The following is a 22,439-nucleotide window of genomic DNA, read 5'->3' as shown; positions in this document are numbered from 1 at the left end:
GCCTCAGAAAAAACCTGCTGCCCCGCTCTAATCCGCCCAAATCTGGCGGCTGGTCTCCACCATCTGCTTCTTTTCGATTGCCTCTTCCATGGCAAAGGAGAGATAGGTGTCCTGAAGCGCCTCTTTAAGCGAGTAAAATTCCTTCCCCGTCTCCACGAATTCCTTCATGTTTGTCAGGCAGGAAGCCACCGCAATCTCGTCATCATTCAGCCGGGCGGGATAATAGGGATTGGTGTATATCTCCCTGTCCAGAAACATCATTCCCTTGTGTGACCACTCCATATTATTGTACACGCCGATGTCATTTCGCTGTATTTCCTGGGTGACGGCGACATTTTCTCTATTTAAATAACGGACTGTCATATCATTGATTTCCCCGCGGACGCCCTGGATATTCAGCCGCCTTGTGCGGATGGGAGAGAAATACTGCTCTCCGGAAAAGTCCAGAAAAGCGGTTTTCCCCTGTTCAAATGCCATGGAAACCCAGTCTCTGTCCGCCTGAATCACCCTGCCGTCATACTCAAATCCACTTCTGGAGTTGGTGGCCGTCACGTCAGCGGTAAATCTCTGCCCCTGAATCCGGCAATTCTCAAATCCGACCCCCAGGAATTTGCGGAACATGCTGACCGCATGGTATCCATGGAGGGCGGACAGCATCACACCGGACACCTCTCCCAGATACCCCTGATCAATAATCTGCAGCAGCCCGGCATAATAAGGCTGCAGAAAATACTGCTCCACCACCTGGACTTTTCCATTGTACGCTGCTTTGGCTTCCCACAATTCCTCCATCTCCCGGACGTTCTTTGCCGGAGGCGTCTCGCAAAGCACCGGGTATCCCGCCTTCATCAGACGGATTAGATAGTCCTTTACAATCCCTCTCGGAACGCAGAGAACCACAAAGTCCGGCTTCGTTTCCAATGCTTCTTCCAGATTGTCCGTCGCAAACACGGAATACTCTTCCGCTGCCTGTGCGGCTCTTTCCCTTGTCCGAAGAACCCCTGCCGTTATCTCAAACTGATTGGGCAGCATCCTCGCCAGACGATAGAAAAAATCCGCCCTCCATCCATATCCAATTACCACAAATCTCGCTTTCATCCTGTTCACCCATCACCCTTTCACCGCTCCGGAGGTCATCCCCGCCACAATATGTTTTTGTAATATCACAAACAGCACCAGCATGGGCAGCACCGCAAGGGAAAGCGCCCCGAACACATACTGCCAGTCTCTGTTATATCTGCCAAAAAAGCTGTATATGGCCATGGCAACCGTCGCTTTTTTTGCGGAACCTAAATAAAATAATGGTATCATGAAATTATTCCATACGTCAATGGCGGTTATGGTAATATTGGTCACCGCAATCGGCTTCAGAACCGGAAGCAGGACATAAAAAACCATCTTCCCAAAGCTGCATCCGTCTATCATGGCCGCCTCGTCGATTTCCTTGGGAACCCCCTTCACGAAACTGGAAAATGTCATCACCGTAAACGGAATTCTCAGCGATATAAAAATGCAGATGACGGAAAAAAAGGTTCCGTAAATGTGAAATGCCTTTAACAGAAAGAAAATCGAAGCAATCTGCAGCGTCAGCGTCAAACCGAAAATAAAATAATAGTACAGACCCTCACAGATTCTGTCATTCCTTCTCGATATCACAATCCCGGCAAGGGCCCCCAGCACCAGGGACACAAAGGTAACCGGAATTGTGATTATGGCGCTGTTGATATACCCGGATAGAATTTTCCCCGATTCCATCACATGGGCGTAATTGGAAAACAGCCACTTCGACGGGAGAGACAAATCAAATTTTGCCGCCTCCGCCTGAGACTTAAAGGAACCCAATACCATCATGAGAAAGGGAATGATGTATAACATTGCCAGGGCCGCCAGCAAAATAGAAAGCAGGATTTCCAGCTTTGTCTTTTTCTTTTTCACATCTCCACCTCCCGTTTTGTCAAGTACCGGTTCATCGCAAAGGAAATCGCGGCCACTATCACGGCCAGAATCATGGAACCGGCCGTTGATTCTCCCAGAAATCCAAGGCTGAAGGACTGATAGGTGTAGGTGGAGAGGACCTGGGTGTCAAATCCCGGTCCTCCGTTGGTGATGACATAAATGATATCAAACACCTTCAAGCCGCCTGCGATGCTTAAGGTTCCCACCACGGTCAGGGATGGCACAATCAACGGCATGGTGATATGTTTAAATTTCTCAAAAGCCGAGGCGCCATCCAGCGTCGCACTCTCATAATAATCCTGTGGGATGGCCTGGAGACCGGACAAAAAGATAAACATGTTAAATCCGGCCCACATCCAGGTCTCCACAAAGATCACGCTTCCCATCGCCGTCCCATAGCTCCCCAGCCAGTCATGGGAAAGCCATTTCAGCCCCATCAGCGCCAACGCGTTGTTTAACAGGCCCCGGTTGGCGAGTATGGATTTGAATAACACGCCAACCACGGTGATGCTGATGACACAGGGCGCATAAAATACGGCTCTCATAAGACCTCTGCCGTACAGATTTTTGACCAGCGCCAAAGCCAGCACAAACCCGACCACGGTTTTTAATACCGTGGTTGACACGGCAAACAGAAAGGTGTTGCCAATGGACTTTAAAAATACGGGGTTGGAGATCAGTTCCAGGTAATTTTTTATCCCGATAAATGTGGAATCATAAAGCCGCTCCATATTCCAGTCCGTAAACGAGTAGAAAAAACTGATTACAATTGGAACCACGGCAAACAGCGTATAGACCACCAAGGCCGGTACCACGGCCAGCAGCGGATACATCACCGCCTTTTTTCCTGATTTCTTCATGATATTATCCCTTACTTCCTGCTGCGTTTCCCTACTTCCAGCCTTCCGCGCCTTTTTCTGTCATAAATTTTTCCACATCCTTCTGGAAACGATCCAGAACCGCAGCGCCGTCCATATTTCCTTTCGACGGAGCCTCCAGGAAGTAAACCCACAAGGTGTTGCCAAACAACGGCTGCAGCGTGTCGATATACTGGTTCATCTGGGCCACAACCCGTCCGCTTTCCATATACTCGGAATAGATTTTTGGAATATCCGGGTTCATGGCCGATTCATTTCCGTCAATGCCCTTGATATTGGGGAATCCCGGACGACTCTCAAAATAGAGATTACCATACTCCGGCGTGCTCCAAACCTCAAATATTTTTTTAATCGTATCCAGTTTTTCCGTGTCTTTATTGACTGCAATTCCCATGGCCGTCGGCAGATAGGCAAGGACATCCTTCTCATCATAGCCAACCGGCGGATTAAATATCGTAAAGTTTGAATCAGGATAGGATTCCTCGATGGAAGTGAGGATTTCCGTTGCCCCATAAATCATTGCAATCTCACCGCCAGCCAGTCTTCCCAGAATCTCGTCATAGCTCACGGTCATAAAATCTTCGTTGACATACCCTTTTTTAAACAAATCCAGATACTCGTCGATGACCGCCGCCATCTCCGGGTAATCATTGAATTTTGCCTGGTTCGTCAGGATTTTTTCTGCAAATTCTTCGTTTGCCTCATCGGTGCCAAGGGCTCTCGCCATGCCGGAAGTCATCCAGATTTGAGGCACCCAGGTATCCGAAGGAATAGCGATAGGTGTCACGCCCTCTTCTTTCAGTTTGTCGCAGATTCCGTAGAACTCCTCCAGGGTTTTGGGCAGTTCGGTGATTCCATGTTCCGCAAAGACATCCTCGTTGTAAATCAGTCCCTGGAATCCGTTGGAAGCCTCAAAGCAGTACCCGTAATGCTTCCCGTTGTACTCCGTCAGTTCCGGCGCGATCACATCTGACATCCAGGTTTCCCCATCCATTGGAATAAAAAATTCCTCCGGGTTTACCGCCGCAAACAGGTCCGCGAACTGGTAGGCAACCAAATCCGGCGCCTCATGGGAATTCAGCCTCATCTTCATCAGATTGTCGTACTGGTCATCCGGAATCACTTCAAACTCAATGACGATATTCTCATCTGTCTCCAGCTTTTCCACCATTTTCTGAAGTCCGGAATACCATCTGGACTGCTGAACCATTCCTGTCAGTTCAATTTTCTCTTTTTTATCTCCCGGAGCTTTGGCGCCTGACTCTTCTGTCATTGCTCCCCCATCCGTACCTGGCTGTCCGTTCTCCCCACCGGCGCTGGCCCCGCCTGAACTGCCGCAGGCGGTTAATGTCGTGGCCAGGATTACGCTCATTGCAATGGCTGCTGTTTTTTGGAATCTCTTTTTCATCTTTTGCCCTCCATTTTTATGGTTCCAACTTGTTTCGTGAGTTAAGTATAACGGAAGTGAGTATCACATAAAATGTCATATTATAAAAAAATATATGGAAAATAATAAAACACAGCAAAAAATCCCTGAAGAGCGGCATACAAGGTGCATCTCTTCAGGGATTCGTATTTTGTTGTATCGCAATTTAACTCCGCTTAATAAAATCCGTCTGGCACTTGGGGCAGTGGATACTGATTTTTCCTTTTCCTCTGGGAATCCGTATCTTCTGGCCGCAGCCGGGGCACTTGTAGATGTGGAACTGGCGGGCCTGGGATATCTTGAATTTCAGGTTCTTCCAGCCTTCCTTAACACGGAATTCCAGATTCAGATACTTCTGGTTCTCCTGGAACCGTTTGCTGATATTCTTTGACAGCATTCGGTAATAACACCAAATCAGGCATAAGGCTCCAAGCAGGTATAACACGTGGGAACGGAGAAACAAATCCAGGACGATGAGGACCATGGTCACCCCCATCAAAAAACGGTTCATCTCATCCACTCCGTAACGCCCAATCATAAAACGCTGTATCTTCTCTTTCACTTTGCCTCTCACCTTTCACACTGCTTTCTATACTCCTACTATAATAAACCCCCAGGCGGAAGTCAATCCTCCTGGGGATTCTTAATAATAGTTTCAGCCCGTGTTTATTTTTTATTTAGATAACAGGCATCCAATCGTCCTAAAATAGGATTTCCTATCACTCCACACGGAACTCTTCCGTTGCGATTCTCCCCTGCCACTTATTTCCATCGGAGCGGTAATATCCTCTCAGCACAGTCCCGTCCGCTTTACCCGTTTCCACTCGGAACACCTGGCCAGTTTCAAGGAGCATGGGGTAATTGTCATAGGGCAGCATGTCGCCCGTCTTCGGCATGTCCTTAAAGTCATCGTAAGCATTTTCCAGACGCCAGTATTCCTGGTATGCGAAGTCCTTGAAGCCTGTCAAATCCACCTTCCCATAATAGGCCGCCTGGTATTCCTTCCCGGCCACCGTGACCATATCGATCCGCTCCGGCTCGATATCCTTCCTGACCCAGGTCAAATCCTCGCTGTGAATCGCATCCCCATAAAGCGCATGGAGTTGGTTCGCCATGCAGGGAATGGTCTCGGTCAGATAATCCATAGCATCAAGGCCCACATGGGCTCCGCCGTAAAATCCCACGATGCTCTCGCCATCCAGGGCCTCAAATGCATTTACAAAATTCTCCACCATCTTATTCTCACGGTACACGTCGTCTGAATTGTCATAGAAATATTTCCCCTGCTCCATACATTCCTGGGTGAGGGCATACGGCTCGGAATCTTCCTGCTTATTCTCCCTCAAGTAACTCAAATAGCGCTCTCCCGTGGTGTCATAGCAGTGGCCCACGTCCGTCCCGTGAAAAACGGTCTCCGGGCATTCCCGCTTGATGTTCTGATAAAATTCCTTCAGATACGGATTATGGGCCGCCGAGCCCTCCCAGTCGTCATAGACCTCATCCAGAATCTCGTCGCTGTCAGCTTCCATCCACAGGTTCAGATATTCCGCGGTATAGTATGGCGCCTCGATAAACATATGGCGCAGCCCCTCCCCGCCGTAGTAATCCTTCCACACCTCAAACTCTTTTTCGATAATCTTCTGCTCGCCGTGCATCTCCCCGTACAGATAAACCTGTCCGGCCGACTGTCCCATCAGGGATGTCTCCTCCATACCGCTCACCGTCTCCGCCGGCGTTTCTTCCGCCTCTGTCATGGCCGCTGGCGTTTCGACTGACGATGGCTCACTCTCTGCCGGAACGTCGACATTTCGCCCTATGCAGCCGGTTAATACCACACTCAAAAAGAGCATGGCCCCAAGAGCCATGCTCCCCGCTCTTTTTTTCCCTAAATAATTTCTCATACGCTTACTACCCCAATGTTTAGATTTTAACTGCTATCTCTATTATACCAGTTATCTCTTATAAGTAAATACCGCCGTCTGCCACGGCGTATCTCTTTTGAGTACCAGCGTATTCCCCTGATGGCGGACCACATCATACCGCAGCTTTAAAAATTCCTCCACCGATTCCAGCACATTATAGCCATAATTCTCCCCGCGAAAATGCATGGGAATGACTATCTTTGGAATCAGCCGCTCGGCAATCCGGTGGGCTTTCACCGCATCGATGGTATAATAACCCCCCACAGGAATCATCAGAACATCAAGCCCCTGGAGGGCGTCCTCCTGCTCTCTGTCCAGACTGCATCCCAAATCCCCCAAATGTGCCACACGGTATGTCCCGTCATTAATGATATGTATCGTATTATCCCCCCGGAGCGCTCCCTCCATCTCGTCGTGAAATGTGTGAAGTTCCTGTATGCGAAACGGATTTGGCGCCGTATCTCTAACCAGCTGCACATTCTTCTTGGCGTTATGGTCATTGTGATTGTGGCTCATCAACACCATATTGGCTTCTTCTCTCAAGAATGCAAGACCTGGAACATTTCCATCCGAATAGGGGTCCAAAATAAGGGAATAACCCTGTGACTCTAACTTAAAACAGGAATGGCCCAGCCAGGTTATCGTCATCTTATTCTCCATCTTTTTATCACCTTTCTACGTTTCTTCTACTAATATACCCCATTTTCGTCACCAGTGCAACATTCGATAAAAAAGAGACGAAGTCTTTCTCCGTCTCTTCCTCAAAAACGCATTTATTGGGTAAACTTTTTACCGAATCAGCTTGCTCACCGTCTTTTCCTGGGAAAATCCGGGTATCTGGTAGAGCACCAGCACGTCCGTAATCCCGTGTTCCTCCATAAAGATCTGGGGACTCTGGTTGAAATACCGCAAATCTATCATAAAGGTCTCGCCAAAATGATTCACCGCAAACGGGGCAAAACTGTGGGCAAAGGAATCCTTGATGATCAGCAGTTTTCGCTCCTCCCCCTCCTGCTCTGCCGCGCCGGGATTTCTCACCTCCGTCAGTCCGTGGTTTCCGTCCAGGTAAACGGCATATTTATCTTTCCCCTCCAGGGCCTTGTAGGAATACATGGGGGCCGGCTCCGGCGCGCCGTCGTAGAATACCTCATAGGCCGGCTCCGCCTTTGGAAGATACAGGTTGATGGAATCCGGTTTGTGGGGCAGATTCACTTTGGAGGAGACGGTCCCCAGAAACTCCTCGCTTACCATCTGAATGGAAAATGCGTCCTGCTCCCAGGGCGTTATTCCCACCGACTCCGCCCACGCCCGGTAACCGTAATAAGCGCCAAGGGAAGTCCAGTGATGGTCCGTCCGATAATAAATGTCCTCCTGTCCGTGGGCCGCCAGCATCTCCTCCACCGGCACCAGCAGGCTCTGGCCGTCCTCCCCCATCATCTCTGCCAGCCGCTCCGCCACAAGACTCTGCTCATAGGGAGCCGCCAGAAGGGGCAGTTTGTCTTTCAGAATCTGGGATGCGGTGGGAACCAGCATGATCCGCACCCGGTCTTCCCCCAGCCGCTCCTCCGCCTTCTCCGCAAAGGTGGACACCCAGCTAAGATTCTTGTCCAGCTGCTCTCCCTCGATCTCCTCCGTGTCAAATTTCTCAATCAGATAATCATCCTTCCCAAAGTAAACGCCATTGACATCCTTCCGCCCCTGCGCCCGCTCCGCCATCACCTTGATGCCAATCCATGCATCCCGGGCCGGAAACTGGTCGCTTAAGGAAGTCTCATAATCCCGCCCATAGCTGCCATCCAAAAGCCCTTCCACCGTAAACACCGGACGCTTTTTTAAGTACCGGTTCTCCGTGGCGGAGAATCCCTTCTGGGGCATCATCATGCTGAATACCGTGGCTCCGGCCAGGAAGCCGGTAAAACTGAGAACCATCTGTTTTTTTCTGTCTTTTTTCTTCACTGTACACAGCCCTCCCTTCTCGTCTGCCGCCTAAAACCGGAAATACAGAAACGGATTATAGCTGGCGTCCACCAGATACGCCACCACCAGAATCGTCACAACCGCCATGGCCGTGATGGCGGCGGCCGTCACGGTCACCGGCTCCTCATCCCTGCCGGCTCCCAGCTTCTGAAACAGGGCGGCGGCCAGCCGCTTCGGATGGGGCGTACTGCCAGCCACGGTGATCACAAGCAGCGGCAGATAGGACACCAGCAGATAGAGCGTTCTCCCGTTGACAAATGCAATCTGCCCCAGCCCGAACATCTGCCGGTAGTACAATGCCCCCGCCGCCATATCGTCATGAGCAAACAGCACCCAGCCCAGAAACACCAGCAGCATGGCGTACACGGACTGCAGCAGCGACGGCATTTTCTCCAGATACCGTTTCAACACCAGCTTCTCCAACAGCAGCAGCACGCCGAAATACACGCCCCACAGCAGGAAATTCCATCCGGCTCCGTGCCAGATGCCTGTCAGAAGCCACACAATCATGATATTGCATATCTGCCGTCCGATTCCCTTTCGGTTTCCGCCAAGAGGGATATAGACGTACTCCTTGAACCAGGTTCCCAGAGAGATATGCCACCGGTTCCAGAACTCCGTTATGCTCTTTGATGTGTAGGGATAGCGGAAGTTCTCCGGAAAATGAAACCCGAACATCCGTCCCAGGCCCACCGCCATATCCGAATACCCGGAAAAATCAAAGTAAATCTGCATCCCAAAGGCAAGAATGCCAAGCCACAGCAAGACCACGCTCCGCTCCCCGTCCGGGATTCCCTGAATCTCCGTCCAGAGGGCTCCGATGGTGTTGGCCAGCAGCACCTTTTTCCCCAGTCCGCTGACAAAACAGGCGATGCCGTCCCCAAACATCTCATAGCTTTCCTGCCTCTCATCCAACTCCTCCGCAATGGTGCTGTAACGCACGATTGGCCCGGCAATCAGCTGGGGGAACATGGACACGTAGGCGCCGAAATTGATGATGTTTTTCTGTACCCTTGTCTTCCCCCGATACACATCAATGGTATAGGACATAGTCTGAAAGGTATAGAAGGAGATTCCGATTGGCAATGCCAGGTTTAACAGCGGAATCTGGGTCCCTGCCACATGGTTCACCGCTCCCAGCAGAAAATCCGTGTATTTAAAAAATCCCAGCAGGCCCAGATTGATGACCGCTGAGGACACCACCACCCATTTGGCCGCCTTCTGTCTGCCCTGCGACAAAAGCCAGCCGATGGCCCGCCCGTGGGTGTAATCCACCACCGTGGAAAACAGCAAAAGCCCGATATACACCGGCTCGCCCCACCCGTAGAAAATCAGGCTTCCCAAAAACAGCACGCCATTGCGAAACCGCCTTGGCACGATAAAATAGGCCGCCAGCATCAACGGCAGAAACCGGAATAGAAATAATAAACTGCTGAATACCATGCTCTCCCCCCTCTATGTCTGAAAATAGAACGCCCGGACCGTCATTGACAGCCCGGGCCATATATCGTCCGATATAAAATTAAGAAGCGAAGTAACCGTCAATGATGTCAATGGCAATCTGGGTATTCTCCTTGGCGGACTCTAAAGCCGCTTCCTCGCCCTGGGCCTCCGCCTCCTCAGATGGGGTTCCCAGCATGACAAAGAATACGTAGTCGCCGTGGCGGACTACCTGGGATGCCTCAATCTTTGGCAGGTTCATCGGGTACTGCATGGCGCCGTTTAACTGGGAATCGCGGTAGTCATTCAGATGCTGTGCCACTTCCTCCCCTTTGCCCTCTTTCGCCTTCACTGCCACAAAGGTGTCCACGTGAACGCTGATCATGGGGCCTTCCGCGATGAAGCTGTCATACAGATCACTGTTAATTCCAAAAAGTTCCTTCATTCCCTGCTCGTCAAAGGCAGCGCTTGGAATGTAATTCTCACCGTAAGCCTCTTTCACTGCCGCGTGAATTTCATCCAGACTGATTTCCTTGGCGGCAGTCGTTGTCTGCTCCTCGGTTGTCTGTTCTACCGTGGCCTGGGTGGTCTGGCCGTTATCTCCGGCCGGCTTCGCCTGGCACCCGGTCATCATCGTAAACACCGTCATGGCCGCTGCGGCCGTAAGTATCATTTTTCTCATAATTATAGTCTCCTCATTTTTCCGGCATAGACATGTACGCCTTACCTAATCGGCATTCTGCCATATAGTCAAGTAAAAATATCTTTGCAATTTTTACTATGCTATATTATAATTGAGCAATGTGTAAGAGTCAATTGATAACGATTTACGATTCGCTTACGATATTCCTAAGAATCAAGCGCACCCCAGAGAAAAGAGGAGGATATTATGGGACTTGAGTTTATGAATAAGCTACCGACCCCCGCTGAAATCAGAGAGCAGTTTCCTCTGCCGGCACAGTTAGCAGATGTGAAAACAAAACGGGACGAAGAAATCAAGAAAGTACTGACAGGCGAGAGCGATAAATTCCTCGTCATCATCGGCCCCTGTTCCGCGGACAACGAGGATGCTGTCTGCGACTACACCAGCCGTCTGGTGCCCGTCCAGGAGAAAGTCAAAGACAAAATCATCATCATCCCGCGGGTCTACACCAACAAGCCACGGACCACCGGCGAGGGCTACAAGGGTCTGCTTCACCAGCCGGACCCGGAGAAGAAGCCGGACATGTACGAAGGTCTGATTGCCATCCGCCGCATGCACATGCGCGTGGTTCAGGAGACCGGCCTCACCACCGCGGATGAGATGTTATATCCGGAAAATGTCCGGTATTTATCCGATTTAATGTCCTACATCGCCGTAGGCGCCCGCTCCGTGGAGAACCAGCAGCACCGTCTGGTAGCCAGCGGCTGCGACGTGCCAATCGGCATGAAGAATCCCACCAGCGGCGACTTGTCCGTCATGCTGAATTCCGTCGTGGCGGCCCAAGGCTCCCACGAGTTCATTTTCCGTGGCTGGGAAGTCCACACGCCGGGCAATCCACTGGCTCACACCATTTTGAGAGGCGCCGTCAACAAACACGGCCAGTGTATCCCCAACTATCATTTTGAGGACTTAATCCTGCTTCATGAGCTTTACGGCAAACGGAATTTACAGAATCCGGCCTGCATCGTGGATGCCAACCATTCCAATTCCAACAAGATGTACCACGAGCAGATCCGCATCACCAAAGAAGTACTCCACAGCCGCCGCCATGCCAAGGAAGTCAGCGACATGGTCAAAGGCATCATGATAGAGAGCTACATCGAGCCAGGCTGCCAGAAGGTAGGCGAACACTGCTACGGCAAATCCATCACCGACCCATGTCTGGGCTGGGAGGATTCCGAGCGGTTGATCTATGAGATTGCTGAGGGCTTAAATTAAAGACTGGTAACAAAAAGGCGGAAGAATCGCTCCATCATTCTTCCGCCTTTTCTCTATGGTACTATTCTTATCCTACTAGTCCAAACATGGTCCAAAAAACTGAATCATCTTCAAATTTCCGCCCGTCCCAGCTCTCCAGCGAAGTTCCCTGATACCTGCCGGAAGAAAGTACTGCTCTCCCCGCCTGACCGTAACACTTCTGTCCCCGGCAGTCATCTCCCCTTCCCCTTCAAGCACATACAGACCGGAGCAATCACCCGTTCCCGACCCATGAAGCTCCTGTTGTACCGTACAGGAATCTCCGGCCCCAGACTCAGCCACATCCCGCCCAATAACCGTCTGCTTCGCATCCCCCGGAACCGTCAGAATATTCATACGGAAAAACGGCGTATCCTCATATCCCACCAGTGTCTCCGCCTCTCCTCCCCGGTATCCTGCCGCCGGCCTCCGTTTCAAAAACCAGCGCCTCCTCGTCTCCTCACGGGACAATCCGTCGTAATGGAAACAGTCAAACATCCGCTCAAATCCAAGTCCCTGGTGGCACATCACATCCTCCACCCGGTATCCGGACGGTGTTGTCCGTTCCACCCGGATGGTGTAATCCGTCGGCTCCTGGATTTCCACCAGGAAGCATCCCGCCCCGATGGCATGAGGGACACCGCCTTCAATCAGAATCGTGTCCCCCGGCTCCACAAAAAACCGGTGCATACACCCAAGCATTCCCTGAATGTCCTGTCGTTTAAAAAGCTCCATCCACCGCTCCCTCGTAATCCCTTCCCGGAATCCAAGATACACGCTGGGCTTCTCCCCATTGATCTCACGTCCCCCCAGAATGTGCCAGCACTCGGTCTTGCCGTACTCCGACTGAAATAACTCCCTGGCTTTCTCCCGGTCAGGATGCACCTGTACCGCCAGTCTCTCCGCAGAATCAATAAGCTTCACCAGTACCCCCATGGTCACGCCCAGCTTTTTTACATGACGTTCCCCCAAAAAAGCGCCGGGAGCCGATAAAATCAATTCCTGCAGCGTAGTATCTTCCCCGTAAATCCGGCTGATTCCTTCCACCACGTCCTCCCGGCCCGCGTTCCTGGCCGCCACCAGTGACGTCACCCATTCCTCAGGAAAGTGCCCGTCATCCCCATGGTTACAACCGTGGAACGCATCCAGCATTTTCCCACCCAGGTAAGTCCTCCACGCTCTCGCATTGTCCAGCCTGACCGGATCATCACAACCATGTTCCAAAGCCATCGCATATCCCCCTTCCGCTCCGCTTAAAACCCGTTGTTCTCCGACAGCTTCCGAAACCAGTGTGCTGACTTCTTCATCGTAATCTTACACCCATCATAAATATCAACCCGCAAAAGCCCGTACCGGTTTTTGTAAGCGTTCGTCCAGGACCAGCAGTCAAACGGCGACCACAGATGATATCCAAAGCAGTTACAGCCCTCCTCTATGGCCTTGTGGAGATATGTTAAATGTTCTTTAATAAATTCAATCCGGTAGTCATCCTCCACCATACCGTCAGCCCCCATAAACTGCTCCTCATCCTGGATTCCCATTCCATTTTCCGAGATGTACCAAGGGATGTTCCCATAGTTTTCTTTGAGGTTCATGGCAATGTCATAGATGGCAGGCTCATAAATCTCCCACCCGCGGGACGTGTTCATCTTCTGCCCCTCAAACTCGTAAGGCTCATAGTATTTTTCCGGCATCAGCGGCCCCTCATAAACCGTGGTTCTCGCCTTTGCCCGCCTCGGATGGTAATAGTTGACACCCAGATAATCCACGGTATTTTCCCGGATCATCTCCCTGTCTCCCTCTGACACCTCCGGCAAAATCCCTTCCGCCTCCAGCAGTTCTTTTAATTCCACTGGATACTCCCCTTTGACAGACGGGTCCAGAAACGAGCGGTTGAATATCAGGTCCAGAATCTCCGCCGCTCTTCGGTCCTCCGCTTTCTCCGGATTCTCACAGTAGGTAGGCGTCAGATTGATGATAATTCCAATTTTTCCATCACACCCGCTCTTTCGAAATTCCGCCACGGCCAGACTGCTGGCAAGCTGCACATGATATCCCACCGCCGCCGCCTTCCCCGCGTCACACACCGCCGGGTAATGTCTCTGATACAGATATCCGGTTTCCGGGATAATCACCGGCTCATTAAAGGTTGTCCAGTATTTCACCCGGTCCCCAAACCGCCCAAAGCAGACCGCCGCAAACCTGGCAAATGCATAAGCGGTCTCCCGGTTCTCAAAACCGCCTTTCTCCACCCAGTACAGTGGAAGGTCAAAGTGATGGAGGCACATCATAGGTTCAATCCCATTGCGTATCAATTCATCAATCACCTGGTTATAAAATTGTATCCCGTCCTCATTGACCGTTCCGTCACAGTCACGGATGACTCTGCTCCACTGGATGGAGGTGCGGTAGGACTTGACGCCCGCCGCTTTCATTTTCTCAATATATTCCGGGTACTTGTGGTAAAAATCAGAAGTCACCGACGGTCCTACCTGGCGATAGAAGCGCTCCGGCTCCTTTGAAAACCAGTAGTCCCACTCCGACATCACCCTGTCTCCCTCCGTACTTCCACCTTCCGACTGTGGGCCGGAGCTGGCCCCTCCCCACAAAAATCCTTCCGGAAACTGATAATCCATATTCCTGTCCTCTCTTTCTCCCTGCCTTCTCTTACTCTTCCATAACATCCTGGTGCAGATAGTAGTAAAGCGCCCCATACAGGTTCGCCTGGTTGCCGCCCTTGCAGGCACAGATATTGGGCCTTAAATAGCCTGGCCTCTGCCCCTCCAAAAGCTCCTCGGTCTTCTTTCGAATCCCCTGGATAATCCTTTGGTTTTCACTGATTCCTCCCCCAATGGCAATGATTTCCGGGTCAAAGGAAAACTCCAGAATGATACACCCCACCGCCATCCGGTAATAAAATTCATCCAAAAGCCCCACCGCCAGTTCCTCGCCCGCCTCCGCCAGCCGCGCCAATTCCTTTCCCGTTATGGTCCGGTTCCTCTTTTCGCCGTATTTCCTGGCCTGCTTCTCCAGCGTGTAATCGCTCCAGGTAAGCAGTTCCCCGTTCTCAAACCCTCCCATGGGAAAATTGCCAAACTCCCCCCGGTTCATGGTCACTCCCCGGTACAGCTTTCCGTGTTCGATCACCGCTCCGCCGATTCCGGTTCCGCAGATGACAAACACCACATTCCCGCACTTCTGTGCCACGCCTTTCCACAGTTCCCCCAGGGCGGCGCATTTCGCATCGTTGGCCATGGTTACAGGCAGGCCGAAAAACCGCCTTTCCAGGATGCTCTTTAACTCCACTTCATGAATATAGGGCACCGCGCTGATTCCACGAATGACGCCCTCCCGGCTGTGCACCTCCCCGGGGAAACTGAAGGCCAGGCCCTCTATCACGGATACATCTCCCGCCTGACGGTACACGTCCTCCACCTTCTCCAGGAATTCTTCCAGCCCGCTAACCGGTGTGTCAAAACGCCCCTGGGCCAGAAAATTCCCCTGTTCATCGGCGGTCCCGTATTTCACCCCGGTACCGCCCACGTCAAATACAAGAATCACGGCTGTTCCTCCGGCCATTGATAGATGACAGCAGTATTTTCCGGAATCGTAAATTCCGTCACACGCCCTGATACGGTCCTCTCACCGGTCATCAGATTCTCAATAGACACGCCCTCCGGTAATCCGCTCATCTGTACCTTCTGTTCCACCGTGTCAAAGTTGATGACCAGAGCCGCGTTCCGGCTTCCGGCCCTGATACGGCTCACATGAACGCGCTCTCCTTTTTGGACAGTCGCCACATCCGGGCACTGTTCTTTCAGAAGGGACATCACCGTCTCCTCCACCTCTCTCAAGCGCCGGTTCTTCATCTCCACGCCAACAAAAGAATTAAAATACAGCGTCATGCCTCTTCCAAGCCTGTGCAGCACCACCGCCGGACTGCCGTCCTCCATGGTTCCAAGAACCTGGGAGTCTTCCTCCACCTCCAGCTTCTGCTCCATATAATTGCAGGGAATCTCCGCCCCGCCTAAATAGAAGGAATGCCCCGAATCCACATCCGTCTCCACAAGTCCGAACAGCCGGCTAAGTTTCCGGCCCGGTATTCCTTCCCGCGGCACCTCGCCGTACTCATTCACGCTTCCAAGTCTGGCGTCAGCAATCAGCAGACCGCCCTGCTCCACAAACTCCGTCAGTTGATCCGCCATCTCCCCGCTGATGCTTAAGATGGACGGAAGAACCATCACCGGCACGTCCTCCTGGTCTAAATGTTCGATATCCGTGAACTCCGGCGTCACGCCCTGGTTCCAGAACAGCCGGTACCACCCTTCCACATCATCACTCCAAAAACTCTTCCCCCACTTTAAGAACGAGTCAAAATACAATCGTGAGGAATAGGAAACCGCAAATTTCACCACCGGTTTTTGGATGGAAAACTGGCGAAACAGTTCCCCGTTTTTCCGAATCAGAGATACCAGCTCTCTCACCCGCTCCGCCCTCTCATTGGGCGTTCCATCCATCCTCGTAAGGCCACGCCCCGTGGACTGGTAACCGTGAAGGAACGGCCTCCATCTCCACAGCTGTATCCCCTGGGCTCCGGTAAACATACACATCAAAATCCAGTCATAAAGCTCCTGGTCCGTCACCTCCGAGCCGGGTGTCAGCACCGACTGGGTGTGGGTCTGCAATTCATTGACCAGATACGGCTTTCCCGCTCTCCTGGCCGCTCCCGCCGGAATACTGTAATACATGGACATCGTCCACGGCGTACTCCGGTAATTCCTGCCCCAGCTCTTGGGATAAAATGTGGAACCATAGATATCCGGTATCCGGGCCGTGGCAAACTCATCGTTGTTCCGAAGCGTCACATCCTCAGCCAGAATCTGTGCGCTGGTACCGTCAATGATAATGGGATGTCCGGTGTCATACTTTCTCGCCGTCTCATACAAAAACCGGCAGATTTCTGTCAGCGTCACGCTGCGGAACCGCTCATACTCCATGTCCGGCATGATACTGCTCCAGATACTGTACGCAGAACGCCTCTTCTCCGGAATGATCTGGGAAAAACTCTCGTATCTGCGGTACCACACCCGGTTTAAATGCTCAATCGTCCCGTACTGCTCCTTCAGCCACTGCTGGTAGTACCTGACCGTATAGCTGTCGTCGCTTCTGAAATGGGCCTCATTGAACACATCATAACCGTAAACCGCCTTATGGTCTTTCAGCGCCGTTATCGCTTCCTTAAAAAACAGTTCTATGTACTCTCTGACCACCGGATGGTTTAAATTCGCCCAGTAACAGTTCTCATTGAGGTATTCTCCCCGCTCATCATGTATCATCATCTCACTGGTCATGGCGCTGTCCGGCATAAACTCCTGGGCCTGGTTCTGCCCGAACAGCTGGAGGATGGCCTTCATCCCCAGCTTCTCACATTCATCCAGCACCATCCGTGTCTGGGAAAAGACCCACTGATGGGAATCCTTCGCAAGCCACGGGTTCCCCACCGGCCAAAGCGTAATTAAATTGCAGCCATACTCCCTCATCAGTGTCAGGTCCCTGCATATCTCTTCCCGGGTGTAGTCCTGCTCGATGATATAAACCGCGCCAAATAAAAATTCCTCCATGTTTTCCTCCTTCAATCGTCATCCCGCTTATCCGCCGAACTATAATAATAATTTTATTATAATGAAAGAAGGAAAATCAAAAACCATAGATTCTACACTACCATCCGATATTCTACTCTCACCGGTTTCGGTAGGATGTGGGCGTATAGCCCGTATATTTTTTAAAGATAAACGCGAAATATTTGTAGTCGCTAAACCCGGTCTCCTCCGCTATGGTATAGACCTTGGCCTCCGGCTCCGCGTCCATCCGCTTCTTCGCCTGCTCAATCCGGTATTTATTCAGCCAGTCCGTAAAGTTCTCCCCGGTCTCCTCCTTGAATACCTTGCTGAAATAGTTGGGCGTCACATAAACCGCCTGGGCCACATCGCCCACGGAGACACTCTCCGCGAAATGTTCCATGGCATACGCAATCCCGCCTGCCACGATTCCCTTATATTTGTGGTTGCTCTGCTGTTCCACCGCCGCCAGGGAGGAGCAGTAAATATCCTTCATCCACATCTCCAAGTCCTCCGCTGTCTCATACTTGGAAATCTCATCGTAATAATAGTAATTTTTTCCCAGCGCCTGTTCCGGAAGAATGGAGAAATGCTCCAGCTGGCGCATGGCAATCAGCACCAGATACATACAGAGCTGCTCAATTCCTTTGCGCCCGATATCCTGCTGCATCACATATTTCTCAAATATCAGTTCCAAGGCGTCATACACCCGGTTCTTATCGAGAAGTTTCACCGCGTCACTTAATTCCTGCTCCTCCTCCGGTGTCAGGAACAGCCTGGTGCGGTCCGCGGCATTGCCTGTCTCATCATCCTTAACAATAATCTGGCTGCTGCCCTGCTTGATTCTCGCCTCCACGGCCTCATCCGCCGCCTTGTAAGACTGCCTGAGTTCCTGCAGGCTTCCCACCTTCTTCCCAATGCCCACCGACACGGATACCCCATAATATTTCCTCATGCAGAACTGGACTTCCTTGCAGCCGCGCGCAATCCCTCTGGTATCCTCCACCGTATTTAACAGTACCATAAGGCGCGCTTCCCCCTCATCGCAGACCACCGGCCGGCCGCTGGCGGAGAGGACTTCCTCCGCAATGTTGGACATGGCATACTTTAAAAGCCCTGCCTCCCGCTCACCGTTTGCAATCAATTGGTAATAGTAATCGATGCAGAGAATAATCACCTGATATTGGGGTCCTGACAGTTCCATTCCAAGTGCCCCGGCCCGCTCCACAAACGGCCCCCTGCCCAGCTCCCCCTGGAAGAAACGCTTCACGCACCGGTTGCGCATCATGGGCAGATTCTCTTTGAGCAGCACCGTCTCCCGGTTCCTGTTCATCACCGTGGCATTTTCTCTTCTGATCTCGTCCGCCAGCCTGCCCACAAGTTCCGTCAATTCCCCGGTATTTATCGGTTTTAAGAGGTACTCCGCCGCCCCAATACGGATGGCCTCCCTGGCATATTCGAACTCACTGTAACCTGTCAGAAACACAATTCTTACGTTGGGAAGTTTCTCCTTCAGCTCCTTTGCAAAATGAATGCCATCCATCACCGGCATCCTTATATCCGTTATGACAATGTCCGGCTTCTGCGCCAGCGCCTTTGCCATCCCGTCTCTGCCATTCCCAGCAGTCCCCACCACCTGGATGTCGAGACGTTCCCAATCCACAGCCGTCTCAATTCCCTCACGGATGACCGGCTCGTCATCAACCACCATCAATTTAATCATATTGCCCTCCCTCTTTCTGGCCTCCCCCGGCCACAAGCGGCTGTATCACCCGCACAATCAGCCCTTTAGGCTCCCTTCGCTCAAACTGGATGCCGTACCCTTCCCCATAACAGAGACGAATCCTGTCGTTTACGTTGGAAAGCCCCATCCCCCTGAGACCTTCCTGGTACCGGGCCAGCAGACCTTCCAACTCCTCCACATCCGCGTCAAGGCCGTCATCCTCCACAGACATGATGAGCTTTCCCTGTTCCCCATATATCTTAATCCATATGGTGCCCTGCTCCCCTGTCGGTTCCAGTCCGTGGACGATCGCATTTTCCACCAGCGGCTGCAGCACGAAGCGCACCGTCTCACAATTCATCACTTCCTCCGCTGCCTCTGTCTTAAATTCAATAGAATCGGTGTGGCGGCACTCCTGTATCATAATATAATTTCTGATGTGCTCTAACTCTGCCGCCACGGTGGTAGTCTTCCCCGTATCCTTCACCGACGCCCGGAACAGCTTGGACAACGCCTCGATCAGCTTGCAGGTTTCCCCCGCCTGCTCCATCCGGCTCATCCAGCAGATGGTGTCCAGAGTATTGTAAAGGAAATGGGGATTAATATACGCCTGCATTGCCCGTATCTGGGCATCCTTTTCCCGGATTTCCGCCAGATATACCCGGTTTACCAGTTCATCCAGCCTGGTGCTCATCCGGTTAAATGCCCTGGCCAGCAGGGAGAGTTCCTGGTAACCCTCCTCCGGCAGTTTCCGCTTGAAATTGTCCTCCTCGATATGCTTCATGGAGGACTCCAGCTCCTTTAATGGTCGGATTACAAACCTGGACAGAAAAAATCCTGCCATGGCACACAGCACCACCGCCAGAATTCCCGCCGAGATTAACAGCTGGCGCACCACTGCCGTCTCCCCGTCTATCTCGCTTAACGAAATCTGCTTCACCACATACCATCCCGGATATTTCACTCTGGCACAGGCAGTCATCACCATGGCCCCGTCCACCTTCATCTGCTGGCTGGAGTACTCCTCCGATAAATTCAGCTTGGGAAATACGGAAGTCACAGGCATCCCCACGGTCTCCTCATCCGTGGATATGATGACATCACCATTCTCCACAATATAATACTCTTCCCCGTCAGCCCGGTAATCATTTAACAGTCTTAACAGTTCCTGCTTTTTTAGATAAATCTGCTGGAATCCAATGGGCGTCCCGATATCATTGATATCATGGATGCACCTGGCATAGCCGTACAGTTCGTCACTCTTCAAGTCCCCATAATCAGCCACGCGGACATCCGTGCGGAATACGGCTCCCCCGTCCTTTGCAAGAAGGATTTCCCGTACCTCCTCACTGATTCCTTCCGTGACGGAGCTGGAGCTGTACTGCTGCCCGTCCATCCTCACAAAATCCACGGCATAGATATACTCCTCGTAAGCCAGCTGGTTCAGGGTATACTGGTTTAAACTGTACCATGCGTCCTCCACCTGTCTTGGCTCCTTCGCCAGCAGATAGTCCCTGACCATGTCATTCTGATAAAAGGACAGGGAGCTGTTGCGGATATTCTTTAAAATCCCCTCAATATTGGAAGCAATCTGGGAGGTGTTGCTCAAGTTCAGCGTCCTGGCATTGGCCGTGATAATCTTCCGGTACTGCCCGTAGGAAATCACCCCCAGCAGGGTGGTCGGCACCACAATCAGCACCAATATCACCGCAAAAATCGTTTTTTGCAGGCTGCCAAACACATTTTTCCACAAAGTTTTCATCCTGTCTCCTTTCATCCCCAAAAACGCATATCAGACAAGCCATAAAAACAGCCTGTCTGATATGCGGTATTCATCAGCCTTTGACAGCTCCCGCCATCATGCCCTTCATAATCTGATTATAAAACAATAAATACATGATTACCACCGGAAGTGTGGAGACCACCAGGGCCGCCAGCATCAGCGGATAATTCACGGTGTAGCTTCCCACAAAGTTTGTGAGTCCGATGGGCATGGTCTTGAGCGCGTTGCTTCTGATCAGCACCAGCGCCAGCGGAAATTCATTCCATGTGTTTAAAAATGTGAGAATCGCACAGGTGGAAAGCACCGGCTTGCACATGGGCATCACAATAGCAAACATGGTGTGTAAAAAGGAGCTTCCGTCAATGCACGCCGCCTCCTCAATCTCAATGGGCACGCTTGCCACCGAGCTCTCCACCAGGAACACTCCCACCGGAAGGGCGAAAGCGATGTAAGGCAGAATCAGGGTGTACTTCTTATTCAGAAGCCCCAGCGTCTTAAACTCCGTGAAAATCGGAATCAGCAGCGCGTAGATGGGAATCAGCATTCCCGACAAAAACATATAGTACACAAAAGTTCTGCCCCGGAATTTAAACCGGGAAAGGCAGTACCCCGTCACAAACGATATGACGATCACGATGCACACGGTGATCACCGTGTTAAACATACTGTTTACAAAGTAAGTGCCAATGTTTCCCTCCGCGATTGCCCTCGTGTAGTTTTCAAACATCAGATGTTTGGGCAGGCTTAAGATATCCAGGGAAAACTCCTTGTCTGTCTTTAAGGAAGAGTAGAGCATCCATATAATCGGAAAAATGCAGGTGATGGAGAACACGGCTACCAGCATATTGGCAGCCACGGCCTTCACCATTTTCACGGTCTTCTTCATGCTTCCTCCTCCTTTTTCCTTCCCACAATTTTGCTGATCAGAATCAGCAGCAAGCTCAGTATCAGGATTCCTATGGCCACCGTACTGCCGTACCCGTACCGCATCCGGTTCATGGATACATTGTAGGCGTAGAGAGCCACCACCTCCGAGCTGGTGCCAGGACCGCCTCCCGTCATGACGAAAATCTGGTCAAAGGTCTTCATATTGCCGGAGATACACAGCATCACGGTCACCATCAGCGTATTCTTGATCAAAGGCATCACGATATACCATGATTTCTTCCACCCGGTGGCTCCGTCCAGCTCCGCCACCTCCAGCACGCTCTGGTCAATCCCCTGGATGGCCGCCAGCAGGATAATCAGATAATACCCGATAAACTGCCACACCTTGGGAACCGCCAGGGAACCGATTACGATGCCGGGATTGTCCAGCCAAAGTTGGATATACCGCTCCAATCCCAGACCTCTCATAACCGTGTTAACAATGCCGTACTCCGAGTTATACATGATTCTCCACAGGAATCCCACAACCACCGCCGACAAAACGACGGGAAAGAAGATGACTGTCCTGTGCAGATTCTTAAATTTCAAGATTCTGGACTGCAAAAGCATGGCTATGATAAAGGCAATTCCAATCTGACCAAGCACAGTCCAAAAGATAAAGGTCAGGTTGTTCATAAACGCACTCCAAAATGCTTTATCCCCGATTAATTCCGCATAATTCTGCAGTCCGATAAATGTTTTCTCCGGGCCGCCATTCCAGTCGAAAAAGCTGTTATACACCGCCACAAACAGCGGCATGATGCAGCAGATGGCAAAGATGATAAGTCCCGGGGCAAGCAGTCCGTAGATTACCGCGTTTTTAGGTCTCAGCGCTTTACTCATAATCTCT

Annotated in this window: 19 protein-coding genes; 1 reads left to right on the top strand and 18 read right to left on the bottom strand. The window is 51.5% G+C overall.

Features of this window, described 5'->3' with window-relative positions:
- Positions 1-27 precede the first annotated feature (27 nt).
- The 10 genes from HMPREF9473_RS05130 to HMPREF9473_RS05085 all read right to left on the bottom strand — a co-directional run bounded on the left by HMPREF9473_RS05130 (position 28) and on the right by HMPREF9473_RS05085 (position 10,281).
- Positions 28-1,098, bottom strand: a complete 1,071-nt coding sequence (locus HMPREF9473_RS05130) for a Gfo/Idh/MocA family protein (RefSeq protein WP_034857986.1) — start codon at positions 1,096-1,098, stop codon at positions 28-30.
- A 12-nt stretch (positions 1,099-1,110) separates the two neighbouring features.
- Positions 1,111-1,935: a carbohydrate ABC transporter permease gene (locus tag HMPREF9473_RS05125; protein WP_006779000.1), complete on the bottom strand. Its 825-nt coding sequence runs from the start codon at positions 1,933-1,935 to the stop codon at positions 1,111-1,113.
- Positions 1,932-2,816, bottom strand: coding sequence for a carbohydrate ABC transporter permease (locus HMPREF9473_RS05120; protein ID WP_006778999.1), 885 nt, complete (start codon positions 2,814-2,816; stop codon positions 1,932-1,934). The genes HMPREF9473_RS05125 and HMPREF9473_RS05120 overlap by 4 nt, the downstream gene beginning before the upstream one ends.
- Positions 2,817-2,847: 31 nt before the next feature.
- Positions 2,848-4,242 carry an ABC transporter substrate-binding protein gene (locus HMPREF9473_RS05115; protein ID WP_006778998.1) on the bottom strand — a complete coding sequence of 465 codons (1,395 nt, stop codon included), beginning with the start codon at positions 4,240-4,242 and terminating at the stop codon, positions 2,848-2,850.
- Between the two features lie 184 nt (positions 4,243-4,426).
- Positions 4,427-4,822, bottom strand: a complete 396-nt coding sequence (locus HMPREF9473_RS05110; protein WP_006778997.1) for a hypothetical protein — start codon at positions 4,820-4,822, stop codon at positions 4,427-4,429.
- A gap of 157 nt (positions 4,823-4,979) precedes the next feature.
- A complete protein-coding gene (locus tag HMPREF9473_RS05105; RefSeq protein ID WP_138669904.1) occupies positions 4,980-6,161 on the bottom strand; it encodes a hypothetical protein in 1,182 nt (393 codons plus the stop codon).
- Between the two features lie 51 nt (positions 6,162-6,212).
- Positions 6,213-6,842: an MBL fold metallo-hydrolase gene (locus HMPREF9473_RS05100; RefSeq protein ID WP_034857980.1), complete on the bottom strand. Its 630-nt coding sequence runs from the start codon at positions 6,840-6,842 to the stop codon at positions 6,213-6,215.
- A 129-nt stretch (positions 6,843-6,971) separates the two neighbouring features.
- The gene (locus HMPREF9473_RS05095; protein WP_006778994.1) at positions 6,972-8,138 is read right to left on the bottom strand and encodes a DHHW family protein; all 1,167 of its coding nucleotides are present in this window, start codon (positions 8,136-8,138) and stop codon (positions 6,972-6,974) included.
- Between the two features lie 30 nt (positions 8,139-8,168).
- A complete protein-coding gene (locus tag HMPREF9473_RS05090; protein ID WP_006778993.1) occupies positions 8,169-9,602 on the bottom strand; it encodes an MBOAT family O-acyltransferase in 1,434 nt (477 codons plus the stop codon).
- 79 nt (positions 9,603-9,681) lie between these two features.
- A complete protein-coding gene (locus HMPREF9473_RS05085) occupies positions 9,682-10,281 on the bottom strand; it encodes a DUF4358 domain-containing protein (RefSeq protein WP_006778992.1) in 600 nt (199 codons plus the stop codon).
- Positions 10,282-10,488: 207 nt separating this feature from the next.
- Between HMPREF9473_RS05085 and HMPREF9473_RS05080 the strand changes: the two genes are divergently transcribed.
- The gene (locus tag HMPREF9473_RS05080; protein WP_006778991.1) at positions 10,489-11,520 is read left to right on the top strand and encodes a 3-deoxy-7-phosphoheptulonate synthase; all 1,032 of its coding nucleotides are present in this window, start codon (positions 10,489-10,491) and stop codon (positions 11,518-11,520) included.
- 75 nt (positions 11,521-11,595) lie between these two features.
- Here the strand turns inward: HMPREF9473_RS05080 and HMPREF9473_RS05075 are convergent, their stop codons facing one another.
- The 8 genes from HMPREF9473_RS05075 to HMPREF9473_RS05040 all read right to left on the bottom strand — a co-directional run bounded on the left by HMPREF9473_RS05075 (position 11,596) and on the right by HMPREF9473_RS05040 (position 22,432).
- Complete coding sequence (locus tag HMPREF9473_RS05075) at positions 11,596-12,768, bottom strand: type I phosphomannose isomerase catalytic subunit (RefSeq protein ID WP_006778990.1); 1,173 nt, start codon at positions 12,766-12,768, stop codon at positions 11,596-11,598.
- Between the two features lie 23 nt (positions 12,769-12,791).
- A complete protein-coding gene (locus HMPREF9473_RS05070) occupies positions 12,792-14,174 on the bottom strand; it encodes a glycoside hydrolase family 1 protein (RefSeq protein ID WP_006778989.1) in 1,383 nt (460 codons plus the stop codon).
- A gap of 31 nt (positions 14,175-14,205) precedes the next feature.
- Entirely contained in the window at positions 14,206-15,099 is an 894-nt protein-coding gene (locus HMPREF9473_RS05065) for an ROK family protein (RefSeq protein WP_006778988.1), read from the bottom strand.
- On the bottom strand, positions 15,096-17,159 hold the full coding sequence (locus tag HMPREF9473_RS05060) for a beta-galactosidase (protein WP_006778987.1): 2,064 nt from the start codon (positions 17,157-17,159) through the stop codon (positions 15,096-15,098). The genes HMPREF9473_RS05065 and HMPREF9473_RS05060 overlap by 4 nt, the downstream gene beginning before the upstream one ends.
- Before the next feature lie 118 nt (positions 17,160-17,277).
- Positions 17,278-18,879 (bottom strand): response regulator, encoded by a 1,602-nt coding sequence (locus tag HMPREF9473_RS05055; protein WP_006778986.1) that lies wholly within the window; start codon positions 18,877-18,879, stop codon positions 17,278-17,280.
- Entirely contained in the window at positions 18,872-20,641 is a 1,770-nt protein-coding gene (locus tag HMPREF9473_RS05050; RefSeq protein ID WP_006778985.1) for a cache domain-containing sensor histidine kinase, read from the bottom strand. Before HMPREF9473_RS05050 ends, HMPREF9473_RS05055 begins: the two co-directional genes overlap by 8 nt.
- 73 nt (positions 20,642-20,714) lie before the next feature.
- Complete coding sequence (locus HMPREF9473_RS05045; RefSeq protein ID WP_006778984.1) at positions 20,715-21,548, bottom strand: carbohydrate ABC transporter permease; 834 nt, start codon at positions 21,546-21,548, stop codon at positions 20,715-20,717.
- Positions 21,545-22,432: a carbohydrate ABC transporter permease gene (locus HMPREF9473_RS05040; protein ID WP_006778983.1), complete on the bottom strand. Its 888-nt coding sequence runs from the start codon at positions 22,430-22,432 to the stop codon at positions 21,545-21,547. Before HMPREF9473_RS05040 ends, HMPREF9473_RS05045 begins: the two co-directional genes overlap by 4 nt.
- Between the last annotated feature and the right edge of the window lie 7 nt (positions 22,433-22,439).

The sequence above is a fragment of the Hungatella hathewayi WAL-18680 genome (genome assembly GCF_000235505.1).
In the GTDB taxonomy this organism is placed as follows: domain Bacteria; phylum Bacillota; class Clostridia; order Lachnospirales; family Lachnospiraceae; genus Hungatella_A; species Hungatella_A hathewayi_A.
Note: the sequence above shows the minus strand (reverse complement) of the source record. Positions and strands in the feature narration are given on the sequence as shown.